At 58.3% G+C, this 22,496-nt stretch carries 21 protein-coding genes, 1 tRNA gene and 1 pseudogene; 12 read left to right on the top strand and 11 right to left on the bottom strand.

Features of this window, described 5'->3' with window-relative positions; translation table 11 throughout:
* Positions 1–66: 66 nt before the first annotated feature.
* Entirely contained in the window at positions 67–1,968 is a 1,902-nt protein-coding gene (gene dnaK / locus FB593_RS08960) for a molecular chaperone DnaK (RefSeq protein ID WP_003514373.1), read from the bottom strand.
* Between the two features lie 287 nt (positions 1,969–2,255).
* Positions 2,256–2,345, bottom strand: a tRNA-Ser gene (locus FB593_RS08955).
* Positions 2,346–2,565: 220 nt separating this feature from the next.
* Between FB593_RS08955 and FB593_RS08950 the strand changes: the two genes are divergently transcribed.
* The 10 genes from FB593_RS08950 to deoA all read left to right on the top strand — a co-directional run bounded on the left by FB593_RS08950 (position 2,566) and on the right by deoA (position 11,794).
* Positions 2,566–2,883 (top strand): hypothetical protein, encoded by a 318-nt coding sequence (locus FB593_RS08950; protein ID WP_013635245.1) that lies wholly within the window; start codon positions 2,566–2,568, stop codon positions 2,881–2,883.
* 77 nt (positions 2,884–2,960) lie between these two features.
* Positions 2,961–3,611 carry a peptide-methionine (S)-S-oxide reductase MsrA gene (gene msrA, locus FB593_RS08945; protein ID WP_065659749.1) on the top strand — a complete coding sequence of 217 codons (651 nt, stop codon included), beginning with the start codon at positions 2,961–2,963 and terminating at the stop codon, positions 3,609–3,611.
* A 214-nt stretch (positions 3,612–3,825) separates the two neighbouring features.
* Positions 3,826–4,818, top strand: coding sequence for a BMP family lipoprotein (locus FB593_RS08940; protein WP_003514392.1), 993 nt, complete (start codon positions 3,826–3,828; stop codon positions 4,816–4,818).
* A gap of 83 nt (positions 4,819–4,901) precedes the next feature.
* Positions 4,902–6,407, top strand: a complete 1,506-nt coding sequence (locus FB593_RS08935; protein ID WP_003514394.1) for an ABC transporter ATP-binding protein — start codon at positions 4,902–4,904, stop codon at positions 6,405–6,407.
* Between the two features lie 7 nt (positions 6,408–6,414).
* Positions 6,415–7,518 carry an ABC transporter permease gene (locus FB593_RS08930; protein WP_003514397.1) on the top strand — a complete coding sequence of 368 codons (1,104 nt, stop codon included), beginning with the start codon at positions 6,415–6,417 and terminating at the stop codon, positions 7,516–7,518.
* A 6-nt stretch (positions 7,519–7,524) separates the two neighbouring features.
* The gene (locus tag FB593_RS08925) at positions 7,525–8,496 is read left to right on the top strand and encodes an ABC transporter permease (RefSeq protein WP_003514401.1); all 972 of its coding nucleotides are present in this window, start codon (positions 7,525–7,527) and stop codon (positions 8,494–8,496) included.
* 19 nt (positions 8,497–8,515) lie between these two features.
* Positions 8,516–8,905: a cytidine deaminase gene (locus tag FB593_RS08920; RefSeq protein ID WP_019564546.1), complete on the top strand. Its 390-nt coding sequence runs from the start codon at positions 8,516–8,518 to the stop codon at positions 8,903–8,905.
* Positions 8,905–9,705, top strand: a complete 801-nt coding sequence (locus tag FB593_RS08915; RefSeq protein WP_003514406.1) for a purine-nucleoside phosphorylase — start codon at positions 8,905–8,907, stop codon at positions 9,703–9,705. The genes FB593_RS08920 and FB593_RS08915 overlap by 1 nt, the downstream gene beginning before the upstream one ends.
* 2 nt (positions 9,706–9,707) lie before the next feature.
* On the top strand, positions 9,708–10,481 hold the full coding sequence (gene deoC, locus FB593_RS08910; protein WP_145166470.1) for a deoxyribose-phosphate aldolase: 774 nt from the start codon (positions 9,708–9,710) through the stop codon (positions 10,479–10,481).
* Positions 10,478–11,794 carry a thymidine phosphorylase gene (deoA, locus tag FB593_RS08905; RefSeq protein ID WP_145166469.1) on the top strand — a complete coding sequence of 439 codons (1,317 nt, stop codon included), beginning with the start codon at positions 10,478–10,480 and terminating at the stop codon, positions 11,792–11,794. Before deoC ends, deoA begins: the two co-directional genes overlap by 4 nt.
* Here the strand turns inward: deoA and FB593_RS08900 are convergent.
* From FB593_RS08900 to FB593_RS08880, 5 genes are all read right to left on the bottom strand, one after another.
* Positions 11,787–12,308: a TIGR02281 family clan AA aspartic protease gene (locus tag FB593_RS08900; RefSeq protein WP_013635250.1), complete on the bottom strand. Its 522-nt coding sequence runs from the start codon at positions 12,306–12,308 to the stop codon at positions 11,787–11,789. The two genes, deoA and FB593_RS08900, sit on opposite strands and share 8 nt — an antisense overlap.
* A gap of 134 nt (positions 12,309–12,442) precedes the next feature.
* The gene (gene upp / locus FB593_RS08895) at positions 12,443–13,072 is read right to left on the bottom strand and encodes a uracil phosphoribosyltransferase (protein ID WP_003493096.1); all 630 of its coding nucleotides are present in this window, start codon (positions 13,070–13,072) and stop codon (positions 12,443–12,445) included.
* Positions 13,073–13,168: 96 nt separating this feature from the next.
* Positions 13,169–14,146 (bottom strand): adenosine deaminase, encoded by a 978-nt coding sequence (locus FB593_RS08890; protein WP_145166468.1) that lies wholly within the window; start codon positions 14,144–14,146, stop codon positions 13,169–13,171.
* Positions 14,143–15,363 carry a phosphopentomutase gene (locus FB593_RS08885; RefSeq protein ID WP_111804240.1) on the bottom strand — a complete coding sequence of 407 codons (1,221 nt, stop codon included), beginning with the start codon at positions 15,361–15,363 and terminating at the stop codon, positions 14,143–14,145. The genes FB593_RS08890 and FB593_RS08885 overlap by 4 nt, the downstream gene beginning before the upstream one ends.
* 114 nt (positions 15,364–15,477) lie before the next feature.
* Positions 15,478–16,248, bottom strand: a complete 771-nt coding sequence (locus FB593_RS08880; RefSeq protein ID WP_035251978.1) for an SURF1 family protein — start codon at positions 16,246–16,248, stop codon at positions 15,478–15,480.
* A gap of 90 nt (positions 16,249–16,338) precedes the next feature.
* Here FB593_RS08880 and FB593_RS28050 point away from each other — a divergent pair.
* Positions 16,339–16,500 (top strand): annotated as a pseudogene (locus tag FB593_RS28050) (twin-arginine translocation signal domain-containing protein); the annotation flags it as partial.
* Here FB593_RS28050 and cyoD read toward each other — a convergent pair.
* The 4 genes from cyoD to cyoA form a co-directional block, all read right to left on the bottom strand.
* Positions 16,436–16,831 (bottom strand): cytochrome o ubiquinol oxidase subunit IV, encoded by a 396-nt coding sequence (cyoD, locus tag FB593_RS08870; protein ID WP_003514416.1) that lies wholly within the window; start codon positions 16,829–16,831, stop codon positions 16,436–16,438. The pseudogene FB593_RS28050 and the gene cyoD overlap by 65 nt on opposite strands.
* Positions 16,831–17,457, bottom strand: a complete 627-nt coding sequence (gene cyoC, locus FB593_RS08865; RefSeq protein WP_003514417.1) for a cytochrome o ubiquinol oxidase subunit III — start codon at positions 17,455–17,457, stop codon at positions 16,831–16,833. The genes cyoD and cyoC overlap by 1 nt, the downstream gene beginning before the upstream one ends.
* A gap of 5 nt (positions 17,458–17,462) precedes the next feature.
* Positions 17,463–19,466, bottom strand: coding sequence for a cytochrome o ubiquinol oxidase subunit I (gene cyoB, locus FB593_RS08860; protein ID WP_003514419.1), 2,004 nt, complete (start codon positions 19,464–19,466; stop codon positions 17,463–17,465).
* Positions 19,467–19,542: 76 nt separating this feature from the next.
* Positions 19,543–20,616 carry a ubiquinol oxidase subunit II gene (cyoA, locus tag FB593_RS08855; protein WP_121556890.1) on the bottom strand — a complete coding sequence of 358 codons (1,074 nt, stop codon included), beginning with the start codon at positions 20,614–20,616 and terminating at the stop codon, positions 19,543–19,545.
* A gap of 306 nt (positions 20,617–20,922) precedes the next feature.
* Here cyoA and FB593_RS08850 point away from each other — a divergent pair, with 306 nt between their 5' ends.
* Positions 20,923–22,251 carry an MFS transporter gene (locus tag FB593_RS08850; RefSeq protein ID WP_003514422.1) on the top strand — a complete coding sequence of 443 codons (1,329 nt, stop codon included), beginning with the start codon at positions 20,923–20,925 and terminating at the stop codon, positions 22,249–22,251.
* The last annotated feature ends 245 nt before the right edge of the window (positions 22,252–22,496 follow it).

Below are 22,496 nucleotides of genomic sequence, written 5' to 3'. Positions count from 1 at the left end.
ATTTCCGGCTGCACTTCGGCAGCCGGATGTCTTGCATGTATCGACAGGAGACGGGAAGTCACGCGATTATGCGGACTTCTTGTCGTCCTTGATTTCCTCATAGTCGGCGTCGACGACGTCGTCCTTGCCGCCTTCTCCGTTAGCGCCGGCTTCAGCCTGCTGCGCTTCGTAGATGGCCTGACCGAGCTTCATGGAAACTTCCATGAGGGTCTGGGTCTTTGCCTGAATGTCGTCGGCATCCGGTTCGGAAGCCTCAACGGCCGTCTTCAGGCTGGCAATGGCGTCTTCGATAGCCTTGCGGTCGGTTTCGGAAACCTTGTCGCCATATTCCTTCACCGATTTCTCGGTGGAGTGAACGAGGCTTTCGGCTTGGTTCTTGGCTTCGACACCCGCACGACGCTTCTTGTCGGCTTCGGCATTGGCTTCAGCGTCCTTGACCATCTTCTCGATGTCGGCGTCGGAAAGACCACCGGAAGCCTGGATACGGATCTGCTGTTCCTTGCCGGTGCCCTTGTCTTTCGCCGAAACCTGCACGATGCCGTTGGCGTCGATATCGAAGGTCACTTCGATCTGCGGAACGCCGCGGGGTGCCGGCGGCAGGCCGACGAGGTCGAACTGGCCGAGCAGCTTATTATCCTGTGCCATTTCGCGCTCGCCCTGCGAGACGCGGATCGTCACGGCCGACTGGCTGTCTTCGGCGGTCGAGAAGGTCTGGCTCTTCTTCGTCGGGATCGTCGTGTTGCGATCGATCAGACGGGTGAAGACGCCACCCAGCGTTTCGATGCCGAGCGACAGCGGCGTCACGTCGAGAAGCAGAACGTCCTTGACGTCGCCCTGCAGAACGCCGGCCTGAATGGCGGCGCCCATGGCAACCACTTCATCAGGGTTCACGCCCTTGTGCGGCTCCTTGCCGAACAGCTGCTTGACGACTTCCTGTACCTTCGGCATGCGGCTCATGCCACCAACGAGAACGACTTCATCGATCTCGGCAGCGGTAACGCCGGCATCCTTGAGGGCAGCCTTGCAAGGGGCGACGGTGCGCTGCACCAGATCGTCCACCAGGCTTTCGAACTTGGCGCGGGTCAGCTTCAGCGTCAGGTGCTTCGGACCGGAAGCATCAGCCGTAATGAACGGCAGGTTGATTTCGGTCTGCTGCGAGGACGAAAGTTCGATCTTGGCCTTTTCGGCAGCTTCCTTGAGGCGCTGCAGAGCGAGCTTGTCGTTCTTCAGGTCGATGCCCTGATCCTTCTTGAACTCGCCGGCCAGATATTCGACCAGACGCATGTCGAAGTCTTCACCGCCGAGGAAGGTATCGCCGTTGGTGGACTTCACTTCGAAAACGCCGTCGCCGATTTCCAGAACGGAAATATCGAAGGTGCCGCCGCCAAGGTCGTAAACGGCGATGGTCTTGCCGTCCTTCTTGTCGAGGCCGTAAGCGAGGGCTGCTGCCGTCGGCTCGTTTATGATGCGCAGGACGTCCAGACCGGCGATGCGGCCGGCATCCTTGGTGGCCTGGCGCTGGGCGTCGTTAAAGTATGCCGGAACGGTGATGACGGCCTTCTCGACCTTTTCGCCGAGATAGGATTCAGCCGTTTCCTTCATCTTCTGAAGGATCATCGCGGAAATCTGCGAAGGGGAATAGTTCTTGTCCTGAGCCTTCACCCATGCGTCGCCATTGTCGCCCTTGACGATTTCAAAGGGAACGAGAGCCTTGTCCTTTTCGACGGTCGGGTCTTCATAACGGCGACCGATGAGGCGCTTGACCGCAAACAGGGTGTTGGTCGGGTTGGTGACCGCCTGGCGCTTGGCCGGCTGGCCGACAAGGCGTTCGCCATCGTCGGAAAATGCCACCATGGATGGCGTAGTGCGCGCGCCTTCCGCGTTTTCAATAACTTTCGTGTCCTTGCCGTCCATCACTGCAACGCAGGAATTGGTTGTGCCAAGGTCGATACCGATTACTTTTGCCATGCTCTTCTCTCCTTGAAGCGAGCTGTCGGAACCCCGTGAGGCATTCCATGGACAACTCCTTGACTTGGATTTGCAGTATTCGCTGCTGTTATGCGGCGTATATAAGGAGCGATTTTTCCTGCTGCAAGGCGCAAGAGAGGGTGAAGCGCTGCAAAAAAGCGGATGAAACCCCTGTCTGTGCAGAAGCATAGCCATCAAGGCTTGCAGAAGGGCAAAAACGTGACTTTGACTGCCACGGTCATGGCGATGCGGAGGCGCGTTTATAAAGTCATTGAGGTGAGGTGAAATGGCGGACAGGGTGGGATTCGAACCCACGGTACGCTTTCACGCACACACGCGTTCCAGGCGTGCGCCTTAAACCACTCGGCCACCTGTCCTTTTTTCAAATCTGCATGTTTTGAGGAATGCAAATCACTGGAACGGCGCGATATATACCGATGAATTCGCTGGGATCAACACGAATCTGACAGTTTTTTGAATTGTCGGCAATTTCCTGCCTTCCGATGCGATTGCAAACCGGTTTTCCCGCCTTTATCGATGCAATATATCTTTCAAAACATGGCTGTCGAAACGACGGGCCGCAACCGAGGTATCCTGATGAAAGCTTTTTTGCGGTTTTTGAGCTTTCTTCTTCTCATTGCAGCTGTTTTTCTTGGCGTACTCGATTCGATCCGCTCGGTTTCCACATCCTCGGTCAATATCACCGGCATCCTGTCCGTCTGGAACTATCTTCTTCCTGCCTCGCGCACCATGGTGGAAACGGCCTTGGCTCACTATATTCACCCTGAAGCGTGGCGCTTCATTGAAAATGCCCTGTCGGGACTGCCGGCATTTGCTTTTTTCCTCGCGCTATCCCTGCTTTGCTGGATGGCCGGTTACAGGAAGCGCAAAGTGATGAGGCGTTCGTCAGTCTGAATTTATCAACTGACAGCGCGCGCGCCCCGCAGATGTGAACCCTGAGAAGCGGCATAATCGGCCGCACGGAGGACCGAATGTTCCTTTTCGATACGCTTTCAAAAAAAACGACGATGCCGACCGAAGAGACGGCTTTGCCCGGCCGTGAAGAGGCGCTTGCCGTGCCCGAGACCCATTTCGTCAATGGCCGGCCCTTGAAGGGGCCTTATCCCGATGGTTTGGAAATCATCTATCTGGGTATGGGTTGCTTCTGGGGTGCGGAGCGCCTGTTCTGGCAGACGCCGGGTGTGTGGGTGACGGCGGTGGGTTATGCCGGCGGTTTTACCCGCAATCCCACCTATCAGGAGACGACGACGGGCCAGACGGGCCACGCCGAAGTGGTTAAGGTCGTCTACGATCCGGCCGTCATCTCGCTGTCAGGGCTGCTCAAGATATTCTTCGAGGAGCATGATCCGACTCAAGGGATGCGGCAGGGCAACGACGTCGGCACGACCTATCGTTCCGCCATCTATGCCAATACCGAAGGCCAGTTGCAGCAGGCGCAGAAGGCGCGCGACACTTTTCAGCAGGCTTTGGACGAGGCGGGGCATGGCCGCGCCATCACCACCGAAATTGGACCGCTTGAAACATTTTATTACGCGGAAGACTATCACCAGCAATATCTTGCCAAGAATCCGGGCGGCTACTGCGGCCTCAGGGGAACCGGCGTAAGCTGCAATATCGGCTAGATTTTTTGCACGTTGCCCAGGTGGAAAGACCAAAAAAACGCCAGAATAAAGTTTTTCCACCGGGTCAAAAAAACCGGATGAATTTTTCATTGAGCCATGCAAGGATATGAGCCAAGCACAGCCGGGATAACGGCTGGCGGTTCCGCAGACATTCCCGGTCAACGGGTTTGCGGGAGGACCCTTAAAATATCAATTGCAACAACAGGGCTGCACAATGAAAAAATCCCTTCTGACGCTTTTTGCGCTCGCCGCCATGTCGGCTTCCGCGCTTGCTGCCGATATCAAGCCGGCATTGGTTTATGGTACGGGCGGCAAGTTCGACAAGTCGTTCAACGAAGCCGCCGCGGCTGGCGCTGAAAAGTTCAAGGCAGAAACGGGCATCGAGTTCCGCGATTTTGAACCGACCAGCGATACGCAGGGTGAGCAGGCTATCCGCAACTTCGCCAGCAAGGGCTTTAACCCGGTTGTTGCCGTGTCCTTCGCCTGGACGTCGGCCATGGAAAAGGTTGCAGCCGAATTCCCTGACACCAAGTTCGTCATCGTCGATTCCGTCGTCGAGCTGCCGAATGTCCGCTCGGTCGTCTACAAGGAGCACGAAGGCTCTTATCTCGTCGGTCTTCTGGCAGGCATGGCCTCCAAGACCGGTAAGGTCGGCTTCATCGGCGGCATGGATATTCCGCTGATCCGTAAATTCGCCTGTGGTTATGCGCAGGGCGCCAAGGCTGCCAACGACAAGATCGAAGTCTTCCAGAACATGACCGGCACCACCGGTGCGGCCTGGAACGATCCGGTGCGCGGTGGCGAACTGACCAAGAACCAGATCGACCAGGGCGCTGACGTGATCTACGCGGCAGCTGGTGCGACCGGTATCGGCGTGTTGCAGACCGCTGCCGACAACAAGAAATTCTCGATCGGCGTCGATTCCAACCAGAACCACCTGCACCCCGGCTCGGTTCTGACCTCGATGGTCAAGCGCGTCGATCTGGCCGTCTACAACGCCTACAAGGATGCCAAGGACGACAAGTTCACCCCCGGCATCGTTGCTCTCGGCGTCAAGGAAGACGGCGTTGCCTATGCTCTCGACGACAACAACAAGGCCCTGATCACGCCGGAAATGACCGCCGCCGTGGACAAGGCGAAGGCCGACATCATTGCCGGCACCATCAAGGTTCATGACTATATGGCGGACAATTCCTGCCCGAAATGATATGATATGTGTCTGGGGCGCATGGTGATTTTTCACCTTGCGCCCTTTTCATATCCAGCCTTCGGAGAGGTTTCGGTTTGAGTATGGACCCAGCAATCGAACTCGTGGGCATCGATAAAAAATTCGGTGCCGTTCACGCCAATAAGAATATCAACCTGACCGTTGCCAAGGGTACGATCCACGGCATCATCGGGGAAAACGGTGCCGGAAAATCGACCCTGATGTCGATCCTCTACGGTTTTTACCAGGCTGATGCCGGTGAAATCCGGGTAAACGGCGCGCCGGTATCGATCCGCGACAGCCAGGCTGCGATCAGTGCGGGCATCGGCATGGTCCATCAGCATTTCATGCTGGTGGAAAATTTCACCGTGCTGGAAAACGTCATGCTGGGTGCGGAAGGCGGCGCATCGCTTGCCAAGGGGAGGGCTGCTGCGCGCAAGGAGTTGAAGCGCCTTGAAGACGACTACGGGCTGGAAGTCGATCCGGATGCTGTGATCGAGGAACTGCCGGTCGGCCTGCAACAGCGCGTCGAAATCCTGAAAGCCATGTATCGTGGCGCCGAAATCCTGATCCTCGATGAGCCGACCGGCGTTCTCACGCCTGCGGAAGCCGATCATCTTTTTAAGATCCTCGGTGTCCTGCGTGAGCAGGGCAAAACCGTCATCCTCATCACCCACAAGCTGCGCGAGATCATGGCGATCACGGATTCCGTCTCCGTCATGCGCCGCGGCGAAATGGTGGCGACCCGCAAAACCTCCGAAACCAGCGTTGAGGAACTGGCCGAACTGATGGTCGGCCGTCGCGTGCTGCTACGGGTGGAAAAAGGCGAGACGACGCCGGGCGAGGTTCTCCTTTCCATCCGTAATCTGACCGTCAAGGACAGCCGCGGCGTCACCATGGTCGACGATGTCTCGCTGGATGTCCGCGCCGGTGAAATCGTCGGCATCGCCGGTGTGGCCGGCAATGGCCAGTCTGAGCTCCTCGAAGCGATCGCAGGCATCCGCAAGCCTTACTCGGGCGAGATATGGGTGGCCGGGCAGAAGGTTGATCGGCCCGATCCGTCCATTCTGCGCGAACTCGGTCTCGCACATATTCCGGAAGACCGGCACCATATGGGGCTGGTGCTGAAATTCGAGGAATATGAAAATTCCATCCTCGGCTATCACCATGACGAGCGATACGGCAAAGGCCCTTTCCTCAACCCCGAGGCCATCCGCAAGGATGCGGTCGAAAAGATCGAGAAATACGATATCCGCCCGCCGAACCCGCAGCTGAAGACCGCTAATTTTTCCGGCGGCAACCAGCAGAAGATCGTCGTCGCCCGCGAAATCGAGCGTGACCCCAAGATGCTGATCATCGGCCAGCCGACCCGCGGTGTGGATATCGGCGCCATCGAATTCATCCATCGCCGCATCATCGAAATGCGCGATGCCGGCAAGGCGATCTTGCTGGTTTCGGTTGAACTCGATGAAATCCGTTCCCTTTCGGACCGGATCATGGTCATGTTCGCCGGGCGTGTCGTTGGAGAAAAAACGGCGGAAGCCGAAGAACAGACGCTGGGCCTGATGATGGCCGGCATCGCCGCATGAGGCATGAATGAGCACCGCTTCCGTACCCCTGCCAAACTGGATCACCTACGGCCTCCTGCCGTTTTTAAATGTAGTTACCGCATTTCTGATTTCCGGCCTCGTCGTCTGGTCGATCGGTGAAAATCCGCTCGCGGCGCTTCGCCTGCTCATCGAAGGTGCGCTAGGTCGTGGCGATGCCATCGGCTTCACGCTGTTTTATACGACGAGTTTCATCTTCACCGGCCTCTCTGTGGCGGTCGCCTTCCATGCCGGTCTGTTCAACATCGGCTCTGAAGGTCAGGCCTATATTGGCGGACTGGGCGCGGCGCTGGTGGCGCTGGCGCTCGACCGTTATGTGCCGTGGTATGTGACGATGCCCTTCGCCATCATCGGCGCTGCGGTTTTCGGCGCGGCCTGGGCGTTTATTCCGGCATGGCTGCAGGCAAAACGCGGTAGCCACGTCGTCATAACCACCATCATGTTCAACTTCATCGCTGCGGCGTTGATGGTATATCTGCTGGTGAACGTGCTGATCGTGCCGGGCAAGATGGCGCCGGAAACGCGCACCTTTCTGCCAGGTGGGCAATTGCCGAAGCTCGACTGGCTGATGGCGCTGTTCGGCCTGAAGCTCGGGCCGGCGCCGTTCAACGTCTCCTTCATCATCGCACTGGTCATGTGTTTTCTCGTCTGGGTGCTGATCTGGCGCACCAAGCTCGGTTATGAGATGCGCACGCTCGGCGTCAGCCCCTCGGCCGCCGTCTATGCCGGCATTCCCTATGCGCGCACCGTCATCATTGCCATGCTCATTTCCGGCGGTCTGGCAGGTATGATGGCGCTGAACCCGGTCATGGGCGCTTCCGCCCGCCTGCAGGTGGAATTTGTCGGCGGTGCGGGTTTCGTCGGCATCGCCGTCTCGCTGATGGGGCGAAGCCACCCGCTCGGCATCCTGTTTTCGGCGCTGCTGTTCGGCATTCTCTATCAGGGTGGTGCAGACCTCTCTTTCGAGATGCCGAATATTACCCGTGAGATGATCGTCGTCATCCAGGGTCTGGTTATCCTGTTTGCCGGCGCGCTCGAATACATGTACCGGCCGGCGATCGTCCGCATCTACCAGCGCTTGGCAAAGGGGTGAGCTGATATGGATTTCTTCGATATGCTGGTCAGCATTCTCGGCTCGACCGTCCGTCTCACCATCCCGCTTCTGTTCACGGCGCTTGCCGGGCTGTTTTCCGAACGCGCGGGCGTGTTCGATATCGGCCTTGAAGGCAAGATGCTGGCCGCAGCCTTTGCTTCGGCTTGTGTCGCCTATCTCACCGCAAATCCCTGGGCCGGCCTGCTTGCGGGCATTGCCGTCTCCATCCTGTTTTCGCTGATCCACGGCTTTGCCGTCATCACAAATCGCGGCAACCAGATCGTTTCGGGCGTGGCGCTCAACTTCATTGCCGCCGGTCTGACGGTGGTTCTGGGGCAGGCGTGGTTTGGGCAGGGCGGGCGCACACCGCAATTGCCGGGCGAAGGCCGTTTCGCACCGATCATCCTGCCCGGTGCGGATGCGATGCGCGAAGTGCCTTTCATCGGCCCGCTCTACGCCAATGTCATTTCCGGCAACAACATCCTGACCTATCTCGCCTTTCTGGCGGTGCCGCTGTCCTGGTGGGTGCTTTACCGCACCCGTTTCGGCCTTCGCCTGCGCGCGGTGGGTGAAAATCCGGGCGCGGTCGATACGGCGGGCATTTCGGTGACATGGATGCGTTACCGCGCCGTCATAGTTGCCGGCTTCCTCTGCGGTTTTTCGGGCGCCTATCTCGCCGTTGCGCAATCGGCGGCCTTCATCGCCAACATGTCGGCCGGCAAGGGCTATATCGCACTCGCCGCGCTGATCTTCGCCAAATGGAAGCCGGTGCCGGTCATGTTCGCATGCCTGCTCTTCGGTTTCCTGGATGCTTTCGCCAACTTCATGCAGGGCAAATCCGTGCCGGGTATCGGTGAAGTGCCGGTGCAGATTTTCCAGGCCATGCCCTATATTCTGACCTGCATCCTGCTTGCCGGTTTCATCGGCGTCGCCAAGCCCCCCAAGGCCGGTGGCGTTGCCTATGCGAAGGAGCGTTAAATCCATGTCCCGTGAACCAATGTCCCATCAGTTGTTCGAGGCAGCGGTGGAGGCCATGGCCTTTGCCCATGCGCCCTATTCGAAATTCCCTGTCGGTGCGGCAATCCGCGCTGAAGACGGTAAGATCTACAAGGGCGCCAATATCGAGAACCTCTCCTTCCCACAAGGCTGGTGCGCCGAGCCTTCGGCCATCAGCGCCATGATCATGGGTGGAGCAAAGAAGATAAGCGAGATCGCCGTCATCGCGGAAAAGCTTGCTCTTTGCCCGCCCTGCGGCGGCTGCCGGCAGAAGATCGCCGAATTCGCCTCGCCAGACACCAAGGTCTATCTCTGTGACGAAACTGGTGTTCAGAAGGTCATGACCATGGATGAACTTTTGCCCTTCAGCTTCAAGACCGAGCTGCCCTGATGCCGGATACGCTGATCGATATTCTGGTGGAGCGTCTGAATGGCCTGATGCCGCGCATCGCCATCGTGCTGGGCTCAGGCCTGGGGTCGCTGGTGGACGAGGTCAGCGATGCGATCCGCGTGCCCTACGCCGAACTTCCCGGTTTCCCTGCAAGCGGCGTTTCTGGCCATGCGGGCGAGTTGGTGGCCGGTTATCTCGGTGGCGAGCCGGTGATGATGCTGTCCGGCCGGGTGCACTATTACGAAAAAGGCGATCCGGCCGCCATGCGCGCGGTCATTGAGGCGCTCGCTGGTCTTGGCGTGCAGTCGCTCATCCTCACCAATTCGGCAGGCTCGGTCAGGCAGGACATACCGCCCGGCTCGGTCATGCAGATCACCGATCATATCAATTATTCCGGCATGAACCCGCTGATTGGCGAAGAGAGCGACAACCGCTTCGTCGGCATGACCACGGCTTATGATCCGGACCTGATGCTCGCGATGCGTAATGCCGCGATCCGCGCGACGGTGCCCTTGTTCGGCGGCGTCTATATGTGGTTTTCCGGCCCGAGCTTCGAAACGCCGGCGGAAATCCGCATGGCGCGGCTGCTGGGTGCGGATGCCGTCGGCATGTCCACCGTGCCGGAAGTCATCCTCGCCCGCTTTTTCGGGATGCGCGTTGCCGCCGCATCGGTTATTACCAATTACGGTGCCGGCATGACTGGCGCTGAACTGAGCCATGAGGAAACCAAGGACATGGCCCCGGTAGGCGGCAAGAGGCTTGCCGCCATCTTGAAAGAAATGATCGCAGGAGGAGCGTGACCATGGAACTCCAGCGTCCGCGCGAAGCGGCTGCCCTGACACTATCCTTGCTGGACCTGACCAACCTCAAAGAAGACTGCACGCCCGAGCAGATTGCTGCTTTGTGCCAGAGGGCTCATACCGAATACGGCAATACGGCCGCGATCTGCATCTGGCCGCGTTTCGTCGCCCAGGCGCGTGCCGCTTTCGGAAAAGACCATGCGATCCGTATCGCCACGGTCGTCAATTTTCCTTCGGGCGATCTGGATGTTGCGACCGTGGTGGCGGAGACCGAGGCGGCTATCCGCGACGGTGCCGACGAAATCGATCTGGTCATCCCCTATCGTAAGTTCATAGCAGGCGATGAAACGGCTGTTTCCGAGATGGTGGCTGCCGTACGCAAGGTCTGCGTCGCACCCGTTCTTCTCAAGGTCATTCTCGAAACCGGCGAGCTGAAGGACAAGTCTCTCATTCGTCGTGCTTCCGAACTCGCCATTGCCGAAGGGGCCGATTTCATCAAGACCTCAACAGGCAAGGTCGCCATCAACGCCACGCTGGAAGCCGCCGATATCATGTTGCAGGCGATCCGCGATAGCAGGCAGAAGGTGGGCTTCAAGCCTGCCGGCGGTGTCGGCACGGTGGAAGACGCCACGCTTTATCTGCGGCTGGCGGAAACCATCATGGCGCCCGACTGGGCCATGCCGTCCACGTTCCGCTTCGGCGCTTCCGGCGTTCTCGATGATGTCCTGAACGTGCTGGCCGGTGGCGAACCGGCCAAGGCCGCCAGCGGGTATTGAGCTTGATCCCGCAGGAAATCATCCGCCGCAAACGTGATGGCCTGTCTCTTGCGCCGCAGGAGATTGCCGCTTTTATCGAGGCGCTGTCCAAGGACGGCATATCGGAAGGCCAGGCCGCTGCCTTTGCCATGGCGGTATTTTTCCGGGGTATGAACCGCGACGAGATGGTGGCGCTGACACTCGCCATGCGCGACAGCGGCGATGTCCTGTCCTGGAACGATATTGGCAGGCCGGTGGCGGACAAGCACTCGACCGGCGGCGTCGGCGACAACGTCTCCCTGATGCTCGCCCCGATCGTTGCCGCCTGCGGTCTTGCGGTGCCGATGATTTCCGGCAGGGGTCTTGGCCATACCGGCGGCACGCTAGACAAGCTGGAAGCGATCCCCGGTTACGATGTGATGCCGGACGAAGCCCTGTTCCGCCGGACGGTCAAGACGGTCGGCTGTGCCATCATCGGCCAGACGGGCGATCTCGCCCCCGCAGACAAGCGCCTCTATGCTATCAGGGACGTGACCGCGACGGTGGATTCCATCCCGTTGATCACCGCCTCCATTCTGTCTAAGAAGCTTGCGGCCGGACTTCAGACGCTGGTTCTGGATGTGAAGGTCGGCAACGGCGCTTTCATGCAGAGTGTGGAGGATGCCCGTAATCTCGCCGTCGCGCTGGTCGATGTGGCAAATGGCGCAGGCCTGCCGACGACGGCTCTTATAACCGACATGAACCAGCCGCTTGGCGATGCCGCAGGCAATGCGGTCGAAATCGTCAATTGCCTGGACTTTCTGGCTGGCCGCAAGGCGGGAACACGTCTCGAAAAGGTGGTTCTTGCCTTCGCTGCGGAAATGCTGGTGCAAGCGGGCAGCGCGGCCACTCTGGATGAAGGCGAGGCGCTGGCTGAGGCCGCCCTTTCCTCCGGGCGTGCCATGGAAGTCTTTGCGAAAATGGTCGCGGCACTTGGCGGGCCTGCGGACTTTGTCGATCATCCATCGCGTTACCTGCCATCGACGCCGGTTATTCTCCCGGTTTCGGCTGAGCGCAGCGGCTGGCTGGCATCCTGTGCGACGCGCGATCTCGGCATGGTCGTTGTCGAGCTTGGCGGCGGCAGAAGAATGCCGTCAGACAAGATCGATCCTTCGGTTGGAATCTCCGATATCCTGCCGCTCGGCACAAAAGTGGAAAAAGGCGAACCAATCGCCTGCGTCCATGCGGCCTCTAAGCAAGAAGCGGAACTTGCCGTCAAAAGGATTACGGCCTGCTATGGGGTTGCTGACACTGCGATGGAAACCAGCACTGTGGTCCTCGAGCGAATTACCTGACCAGCCTCATTTCGCCACCCGATACCTTGAATGACGATAGTTGTTTCAGGAAGCTCATGCCAACAAGCATGTTGCTCAACGCATTATCTTTCAGCACCATGGCGTCGACATTCTGAACGCGGATCGTGCCGATTTCCACCCGGTCGAGCTTCAGATAGGCCGCCATGGTCTGGCCGTTGGCGGTTGAGATCGGATATTTGAAATCGAGGCTGTTGACGCCGAAACCGAGCCGCCGGGCGATCGTCTCATTGATGGCAACCATGGAGGCGCCGGTATCGACAAGCCCGTCGAAAGATTTGCCGTTGATACGGAAGGCGGCGTTGAAGTGGCCGCGTGCGTCCGCTTTCAGATTGACGCCACCAAGCGAAACGGGTTCCGGTTTGACGGCTTCCGATTTGACTTCCGCTTTTTCCACCTTGGCTTCCGGGCGCGGCTGAAATTTTTCCACCAGCGCCGGAATCTGCGTGGCGCTGACCGAAAGACCGATAAGCAGAAAAATCGTACGCGCCAGCAAGTCGTCGCTCCTGAGAAGGCAGGGTTATCCCTATGCAGAATAGACGCAAAACGTGCTGAAATCTTAAAAGAAAAAGCCATTCGCCGCTTATTGGTCGGCGAATGGCTCAAACGGTTAAGCGATGATGAACGGTGTTATTTCGTGCCGTACATGCGGTCGCCCGCATCGCCGAGGCCGGGAACGATGTAACCCTTTTCATTCAGCTGCTTGTCGATTGCGGCAGTATAGATCGGCACGTCGGGATGCGCTTCACGGAAATTCTTGATGCCTTCGGGTGCAGCCAGCAGACACAGGAAGCGGATGTTCTTCGCGCCCCGCTCTTTCAGCTTTTCAACCGCAGCGATGGAGGAATTGCCGGTCGCCAGCATTGGATCGACGACGATGATAAGGCGGGCATCGAGGCTTTCAGGAGCCTTGAAGTAATATTCGACCGCCTCCAGCGTATCGTGATCGCGATACACACCGATATGCGCAACACGCGCCGAAGGCACGAGTTCGAGCATGCCTTCCAGAAGGCCGTTGCCGGCACGCAGGATGGAGGCGAAAACCAGCTTCTTGCCCTCCAGCACCGGAGCCTCGATGGTTTCGAGCGGCGTATCGATGGTTTCCATGGTCATTTCAAGGTCGCGCGTCACTTCATAGCAGAGCAGCGTCGAGATTTCCCTGAGCAGGCGGCGGAAGCCGGCTGTCGAGGTTTCCTTCTTGCGCATGATGGTAAGTTTGTGCCGCACCAGCGGATGTTCGATGACTGTAACGCCGTCCATGAAACTGGCCTTCCTTTTTTATCCTGTGCCCCTGTAATTCACCGAAAGCAGGCTTTTCGCAAGCCTTCTTCGCGGTTTTACCCCGCCAACCGATGCCTAGTGGCTATCGAGTTTTGCAAGCAGCCGGGCGCGTGTGACTTCATCCACAAAGGCGCCTTCCAGTGCGGTTCGGGTCATGCGGTTAATCTCGGCATCGCTGAAACCAAAAGCATCCGCAGCCAGCGCATATTCCCGGGCAAGCGAGGTAAAGAAGAATGGCGGATCGTCGGAACTGATGCAGACGCGCACCCCGGCATCGTGCAACGCCCTCAGCGGATGGCTGCCGAAATCGGGATAAACGTTGAGCGCGATATTTGATCCGGGGCAGACCTCAAGCACTGTTCCCGCCTCAACCAGCCGATCGACGAGAGCGGCGTCTTCGATGGCGCGCACGCCATGGCCGATGCGCGACGGCTTTACGAGATCGAGCGCATCGACGACGCTTTCCGGTCCGCAGACCTCACCCGCATGGATTGTCAGCCCAAGGCCGGCATCGCGGGCAATGTCGAAGGCGCGTGCATAATCGGCGACGCGGCCCATGCGCTCCTCGCCCGCCATGTTGAAACCGGTCACCAGCGGGTGTTTCGTCCGTGCCGCATATTCAGCCGCCGCGATGACCCGTTCAGGACCGAAATGCCGCTCGCCGGTCACGATGATGCGGGTTTCGATACCGGTCTTTTCTTTCGCGATCCGGATGCCCTCGGCGATACCGGAGAGATAGGCGTCAGCGCCGAGCCCGATGCGGTCGCCATGATCGGGCGAGATGATGAGCTCGCTATAGATCGTATTGGCCTCGGCAAGTTCGGTCAGATAGGTTTGCGTCAGAACCGCATAGTCCTCATCGGTCTTGAACACCTGCGCCACCGCATCGTAGCACTGGATGAATTGCGCAAAATCCGACCAGACGTACTGGCCGTCGCGCAGAAAGCTACTGGTGTCTATGCCGTATTTCTCAGCCTGTTGTGCGACGAGGGCAGGGGGTGCCGCACCTTCCAGGTGGCAGTGAATTTCCGCTTTCAGCAAATGCGATGTCAAATGAAGCTCCTGCCGTGCGAACCGGCCTCGATACCTAGATGGTGGGCGATGCTCTCGCCGATGTCGGCGTAGCTTGAACGAATGCCGACATCGCGGGAGCGGATGCCCGGCCCGAATGCCATGATCGGCACTCTTTCCCGTGTATGGTCCGTGCCCCGCCATGTGGGATCGCAACCATGGTCGGCGGTAAGAATGGCGATGTCGCCGGGCGCCATTTTGCGATGGATTTCCGGAATGCGCGCATCGAAGGCTTCAAGCGCCGCCGCATAACCGGCAACATCGCGTCGATGGCCGTAGAGCATGTCGAAATCGACGAAATTGGTGAAGACAAGATCGCCGTTTTCGGCTTCGTCAATAGCGTGCAGCGTTGCATCCATCAGGGCGCTGTTGCCATTTGCCTTGATGACGCGCGAGACACCCTTGTGGGCATAGATATCGCCGATCTTGCCGATCGCGTGCACTTTCCTGCCAGCCTCCACAAGGCGGTCGAGCAACGTCGGTTCGGGCGGCGGAACGGAGAAATCGCGGCGGTTGCCGGTGCGTTCGAAGGTTGCGACCGTCTCGCCGATGAAGGGACGGGCAATGACACGGCCGATATTCAGCGGATCGAGCAGCTTGCGCACCGTCTCGCAGAGCGTGACGAGCCGCTGCAATCCGAAATGGGTCTCGTGCGCGGCGATCTGGAACACGGAATCGGATGAGGTGTAGCAGATCGGCTTGCCGCTCCTGATATGCTCTTCGCCAAACGTCGCGATGATCTCGGTGCCGGAAGCGTGGCAATTGCCGAGAATGCCTGGAATATCCGCTTGCGTGCAGATGGCTTCCACCAGTTCGGGAGAAAAGGCGTCGCCTTCTGTCGGGAAGTAGCCCCAGTCGAAGGTGACGGGCGTGCCCGCGATCTCCCAATGGCCTGAGGGCGTATCCTTGCCCTTCGATATTTCGCTGGCGGAGCCATGCAGGCCGAAAATACGCTCCGGCGGCTCCATGCCGGCGGGAATGTCGCCGCTTGCTTGTCGTGCAATCTCCAGAAGACCAAGCGAAGACATGTTGGGCAGCTTCAGCGGACCCGCCCGAAGGCCCGGCCTGTCGGCAGCACCTGCCGCGCAGAATTCGGCGATATGACCGAGCGTATTGGCGCCGAGGTCGCCATAATGCTCCGCGTCAGGCGCACCGCCGACACCGAAGGAATCCAGAACGAGAAGAAATGCTCTTGCCATAACTCACCGAAACGAAAATGCGCCGACGGGCAATGTCAGGCCGAACTGTCGTTATAGATCAGCAAAACGTGAAGAAGGAAGTGATTTTATGAACCATCCGGTAAAACCGGCTGCTCAATCCTCTTCCCGTTTCGATTTCGGCGCGTTGAGATTGCGCAGCACGTACCATCCAGCGGCAATTACCATGGCCGCCAGAATATACCATGTGATGGCGTAGGACAGGTGGTTGTTGGGGAAGGTGAGCATGGTCTTGCCGCCGACCGGTAGGCCACCCGGATTGGGCGTCGCATCGGCATCGACATAAAAGGGCGCCACGCCGGAAAGGCCGGATGCCTGCGATATCTGCGGGATATTGCGGGAGTACCAGCGCCGATTTGCCGGATCGTTGGTTCGAAGGAAAAGCCCGCCGGTTTCTGGCGCGCGCATCAGCCCGACGATCTCGACCTGCCCGGTTGGTTCCCCTTCGCGGCGCGAGGATGGATCGCGTTTGTCGGAAGGCACGAAGCCGCGATTGACGATGATATTCGATCCGTCATCGCGTCTCAGCGGCGTCATCACCCAGTAGCCGGGGCCGAGATCACTGACCGTATAGACCTGGACCTCCTTGTCGTTGAGGAAGGTGCCGGACAGTTTCACGCGGCGATATTCATACTCTGCGGGATCGGCAAGGGCCGGCCATTCGCTGGCTGCCGGTGCATCCACAGGTGCGGCATGGGCGCGAGCTTCGACGCGTTCGATGAGATCGAGCTTCCAGAAGAGGCGTTGAACCTGCCATGTTCCAAGCGCCAGCAGGAAGCCTGTCAGTACAATAGTCAGAAGCAGGACGACGATTGCTGCGGGGCGGATGCGTCGCGTGTGCGGGGCGGTTGTCGACGGATCGGTCATGGTTTCACAGTCCTTGCAAGGCCATGCGGTTTGCTGCGGCAACACTGTCGGCTGTCGGCATCCGGGTCTTCCAGCAAATAACCCCATAAATCGCGCCGACGATTCATGGGGTTATGCGCTGCGGGGTCGTGTGCTGGCGCAGAAAGCGGCCTGCCGGAAATCCGGCAGGCCGTTGATCTATGGCTGCTCAGGGCAGGTTTTTCACATCCTCGATGTGCAGCGGCATCATGTTCTTGTTCATGTTGTACATGACCCAGAGTGAGCCGGAGAGCGTGATCAGCAGCACCACGACGGTGAAGATCAGCGCCATGAAGGTCCAGCCGCCTTCGGACTTGGTGTCCATGTGCAGGAAATAGATCATGTGCACGAAGATCTGGATGACGCCGAGACCCATGATCGCGATGACCAGCAGCGTCTTGTTTTCAAGAACGTCGCCCATGACCAGCCAGAACGGGATCGCCGTGAGGATGACCGACAGGACGAAGCCGATCATATAGCTTTTGAACGTGCCGTGGCTGGCGCCATCATGGTGATGATGGTCGTCGCCATGCGCGTCGTGGTGTGCGTGTGCTTCGGAACTCATCAAAGAACTCCCATGAGATAAACGAAGGAGAAGACGCCGATCCAGATGACGTCAAGGAAGTGCCAGAACATCGACAGGCACATCAGGCGACGCTTGTTTGCGGCGATCAGACCATGTTTTGCGACTTGGAACATCAGTGTGACGAGCCAGATCACGCCGAAGGTGACGTGCAGACCGTGCGTACCAACCAGCGCGAAGAAGGCGGAAAGGAACGCTGAACGCTGTGGACCTGCACCTTCTTCGATCAGGTGATGGAACTCGTAAAGTTCCACGGCGAGGAAGGCGAGACCGAAGAGACCGGTGATGCCGAGCCAGATCAGCGTCGTCTTCACCTTCTGCTTTTCCATTTCCAGCATGGCGAAGCCATAGGTGATGGAAGAGAAAAGCAGGAAGGCCGTGTTGATCGCCACAAGCTTCAGATCGAACAGATCTGCGCCCGAAGGGCCGGCCGCGTAGTTGCGGCCGACAACGGCATAGGTGGCAAACAGCGTTGCGAAGATGAGGCAGTCGCTCATCAGATAGAGCCAGAAGCCCAGCGAGGTGCCGTTCTCCGGATGGTGGTCTTCCTTGAGGTAGAAGACCGGTGTTTCCGCGCCCGCGGCGCTTTGTGCAGGTGTATGAGCCATATTCGTTACGCCTGTTCCGCAAGCAGCTTCGTACGTTCCGCCTCGACTGTCGAAACATCGGAGGCAGGAATGTAGTATTCGCGGTTGTAGTTGAAGGTATGGGCGATCGAGACCGCGATGATTGCGAGCATGGACAGAGCCGCCAGCCACCAGATGTGCCACACCAAGGCAAAGCCAAGCACGACGCTGATGGCGCTGATGATTACGCCCGCACCGGTGTTCTTCGGCATATGGATCGGTATGAAGCCTTCCTTGGGACGGTCGTAACCGCGCTTCTTCATATCCGCCCAGGCGTCGACGTCATGCACAACCGGCGTGAAAGCGAAGTTGTAGGCAGGCGGAGGCGACGAGGTCGACCACTCCAGCGTACGCCCATGATAGGGATCGCCGGTCACGTCACGGAGCTGATCGCGCTTCAAGAAGCTGACGATGAGCTGGATGACGAAGGAAGCGATGCCAAGCGCGATCAGGAAGGCGCCGAAGGCTGCGATCAGGAACCAGATCTGGAGCGAATTGTCTTCGAACTGGCTGATACGGCGGGTCACACCCATCAGGCCGAGAATGTAGAGCGGCATGAAGGCGAAGTAGAAGCCGATGAACCAGAACCAGAAGGACAGCTTGCCCCAGAACGGATCGAGGCGGTAGCCGAAGGCCTTCGGGAACCAGTAAACGATACCCGCAAGCACACCGAACACCACGCCACCGATGATGGTGTTGTGGAAGTGGGCGATGAGGAACAGCGAGTTGTGGAGCACGAAGTCCGCCGGCGGAACAGCGAGAAGAACGCCGGTCATGCCGCCGATGACGAAGGTGATCATGAAACCGATCGTCCACAGCATCGGAACGTCGAACTTGATGCGGCCCTTGTACATGGTGAAGAGCCAGTTGAAGATCTTCGCACCGGTCGGGATCGATATGATCATCGTGGTGATGCCGAAGAAAGCGTTGACGCTTGCGCCGGAACCCATGGTGAAGAAGTGGTGCAGCCACACGATATAGGCGAGGATGGTGATGACACCCGTCGCATAGACCATCGAGGCGTAACCGAAAAGACGCTTGTTGGAGAAGGTCGAGACGATTTCCGAGAAGACGCCGAAGGCCGGCAGCACCAGGATGTAAACTTCGGGATGGCCCCAGATCCAGATGAGGTTGACATACATCATCGGGTTGCCGCCGAGATCGTTGGTGAAGAAATTCGTGCCAACGTAACGGTCAAGGGTCAGAAGGGCGAGCGTGCCGGTCAGGATCGGGAAGGATGCCACGATCAGGATGTTCGAACACAGCGACGTCCAGACGAAGATCGGCAGCCGCATCATGGTCATGCCGGGTGCGCGCATCTTGATGATCGTGACGATCAGGTTGATACCCGAGAGCGTCGTGCCCACACCGGCGATCTGCAGACCCCAGATGTAATAATCCACACCCACGCCCGGACTTCCATCAATGCCGGAAAGCGGCGGATAGGCAAGCCAGCCAGTCTGCGCATATTCACCGATGAATAGCGAGATCATGGTGATGACGGCGCCGGCCGTGGTCATCCAGAACGAGAAGTTGTTGAGGAAGGGGAACGAAACGTCGCGGGCGCCGATTTGCAGCGGCACGACGAAGTTCATGAGACCGGTGATCATCGGCATGGCCATGAAGAAGATCATGATGACGCCATGGGCCGTGAAAATCTGGTCGTAATGGTGCGGCGGAAGATAGCCTTCCGATCCACCAGAGGCGATCGCCTGCTGGACGCGCATCATGATGGCATCTGCGAAACCGCGCAGCAGCATGACGAGTGCCAGAATGATGTACATGATACCGATCTTCTTGTGATCGATGCTCGTGAACCATTCATTCCAGAGATAACCCCACAGCCGGAAATAGGTGAGGGCGCCGACGACGGCGATGCCGCCCAGAGCCACTGCCGCGAAGGTCGCGACGAGAATGGGCTCGTGAAGCGGGATGGACTCCCATGTCAGCTTCCCGAACAGGAATGACGTTTGATCGGAATTGACGATCATTTTTAGCCTCTTGCGATTCTAAGACATAAGATCGGCGCAGCCATTGGCCGCGCCGCATAATGCCGGGACTTATCCGTCAGCCAGCGACTTGTTTCGTTTCCGGCAGCGCCGCGGGTTCGAAAGTCTGTCCTTCGATCGCAGCCGGAGTGGATTGGGGTCCGCTGGCGACACCGTAAGGAGAAAGCGGTGTACAGACGACGGAGTTCAGCGCCTTGGCGATATCGATGCCTTCCTTGCCGCCGCCGCCCTTGGCGTCGATATGCATCATGTCACGCATGCAGAGCTTGTTGGGCTCGACACAGCGGTTGAGGATGGCATCGTAAAGCTGCGGATCGACGGAGGCGAAATATTGCACCGGCTCACGTTCCGAAGGCTTGGCAAAGTCGAGATATTCCTGGCGGCCGAAGCCTTTGCCGCCATCCTTGATCTTCGAAACCCACTGATCGAAGCCTTGCTGGCTGAGACCATGGAACTTGAAGCGCATATGCGAGAAGCCGGGGCCGGAGAAGTTGGCCGAGAAGCCGTCATAAACGCCTTCCTTGTTGATGACCGCGTGCAGCTTGGTCTGCATGCCACCCATGGCGTAGATCTGGCCGGCGAGTGCCGGAACGAAGAACGAATTCATCGCGGTCGTGCCGGTGATCTTGAAGTTGATCGGAACATCGACCGGAGCTGCAAATTCATTGACGCTGCCAATGCCGAGTTCGGGGTAGAAGAACAGCCACTTCCAGTCCATGGCCACCACTTCCACCGTAAGCGGCTTGGTCTCGGCGGTAACCTGACGGTTTTCGTCGATACGCTCCAGCGGGCGGTAGGGGTCGAGACGGTGGGTGGAAATCCAGGTCACCGTGCCTAGCATCAGGATGATGGCGACCGGGGCGGACCAGATCACCATTTCAAGGCGCGTCGAGTGATGCCATTCGGGATCGTAATCCTCGGCCTTCGCCGATTCGCGATACTTCCATGCGAAGAATAGCGTCAGGGCGATAACCGGGACGATGATGAGCAGCATCAGAACCGTGGACGTGATGATGAGGTCGCGCTGCTGGATGGCGACGTCGCCCGAAGGGTTCATCACCACGAGGTTACAGCCGCTAAGCAGCAGCAGTGCGGGGATTGCCAGAAGGGCAGATGTGATTTTCTTGATCATGCGCACGTTCTTTGAACTCGTACAGTTTGGATTATGCCGCGATTAATTGCCGAACATCATTTTTGAAATGAGGTATATTGTCGCGGTGCAGCGAAACCTTCGCGATGCACCATAGGCTTAGCGGAGCCGCGTTTGAAGGCGGAGCGGCTGCATTATCGCATAGGGAGCTTGCGGAGCAAGCCTTTCTTATCAAACTTCAATTGACGTTACGTAGGGTGCGTGTGACAATCCGTCGCATCGTAACGCTAAGGAAGAGGAGCCGGCGCGTTACAGGAAATGGTTCGTCCATGACGCAGGAGGGATATTATGAGTTATACTGATGCTGCTCCATCTTTTGGGCAGGCGCCGGAAGCGAAGGGACATGGGACCGATCCGGTCAAGGTCGATCCGGATCGCATTACAATTGCTGTCATTCTTGCGAGAATGACGGAGTTTTTCGACTTTTTCATCTACGCCATCGCCTCCGCGCTCGTTTTTCCGCATGTCTTCTTTTCCTTCGTCGATCCGCTGACGGCGACGCTTTATTCCTTCGCGGTCTTCTCGCTGGCCTTCATCGCAAGGCCGATCGGTTCATTGATCTTCCTCCAGATCGACCGAAAGTTCGGCCGTGCCGTCAAGCTGATGGCGGCCCTGTTCACGCTTTGCGGTTCCACCATGGCGATCAGCTTTCTTCCGTCCTATGCGGAAGCCGGCATGCTTGCCCCCTGTCTTCTGGCGGTATTCCGTATCGGTCAGGGACTTGGTCTTGGCGGTGCCTGGGATGGTCTTGTCTCGCTCCTCGCCATGAATGCACCGCCGAAGCAGCGCGGCTGGTACGCCATGATGCCGCAAATTGGTGCGGCGATGGGCTTTGGTCTTGCCAGCGCATTCTTCATCGTGTTCGTGACGCAGCTCTCCAGCGCGGAATTCTTGGCCTGGGGCTGGCGTTTCCCGTTCTTCGTTGCACTGGCGCTCAATGTTCTCGCGCTCTTTGCCCGCCTGCGCATGATTGTCACGCCGGAATTCCAGTCCATGCTGGCACAGCATGAGCTGGAGCCGCGCCCCGTGTTCAAGATGCTGCGCTCGCAGTTTCCGGTCGTGCTGACTGGCGCTTTCGTGCCGCTGGCAAGCTTCGCGCTCTTCCATCTTGTCACGGTCTTCCCGCTGAGCTGGGTTTCCCTCAATACCACCCAGCGGGTTTCGGACTTTCTGTTCGTGCAATTCGTCAGCGCCATCATCGCCGGCGGCATGATCGTCGTGTCTGGTATTCTCGCCGACAAAATCGGCCGGCGGAAGCTGCTGGCTTTCGCCGCAGTGCTGATCGGTCTTTTCAGCCTCGTGGCGCCGCTTCTGCTGAGTTCGGGCGATATAGGGCGCTATCTTTTCGTCTTGGTCGGCTTTGCATTGCTTGGCCTGTCCTTCGGCCAGGCGGGCGGTGCGCTCGCCTCCCGCTTCAGCCGCGAATACCGTTATACCGGCGCTTCGCTAACCTCGGATATTTCGTGGCTGATCGGCGCTGGTTTTGCACCGCTCGTGGCGCTCGGATTTTCGTCCAAATTCGGACTGTTTGCCGTCGGGATTTACCTGATGTCGGGTGCAGTCTGTACACTGGTCGCACTGTGGTTCAGCCGAACACTGGACATGCCCTCGGAGTGAACAGGGCAATATAAACACCTCTGCAGCCATCGCGCCGCGGAATCCTGTCGGATTTCGCGGCGTTTTTGTTTTTTTATTGCGTGGGACCGATTTTAATCTTGACTCGGCCCATCATGAAATATTATGTAAGCAATACTGACGTAATTCAATGTGTCTCACTGCCGGAAATACCGGCCATCAGGGAACGCAATGCGAACGATGACGATCATTATTTGCGAGAAAGCGGCCAATGCCGCCACGCCGTT

This window comes from Rhizobium sp. SJZ105 (genome assembly GCF_007828365.1).
In the GTDB taxonomy this organism is placed as follows: Bacteria; Pseudomonadota; Alphaproteobacteria; order Rhizobiales; family Rhizobiaceae; genus Agrobacterium; species Agrobacterium tumefaciens.
Note: the sequence above shows the minus strand (reverse complement) of the source record. Positions and strands in the feature narration are given on the sequence as shown.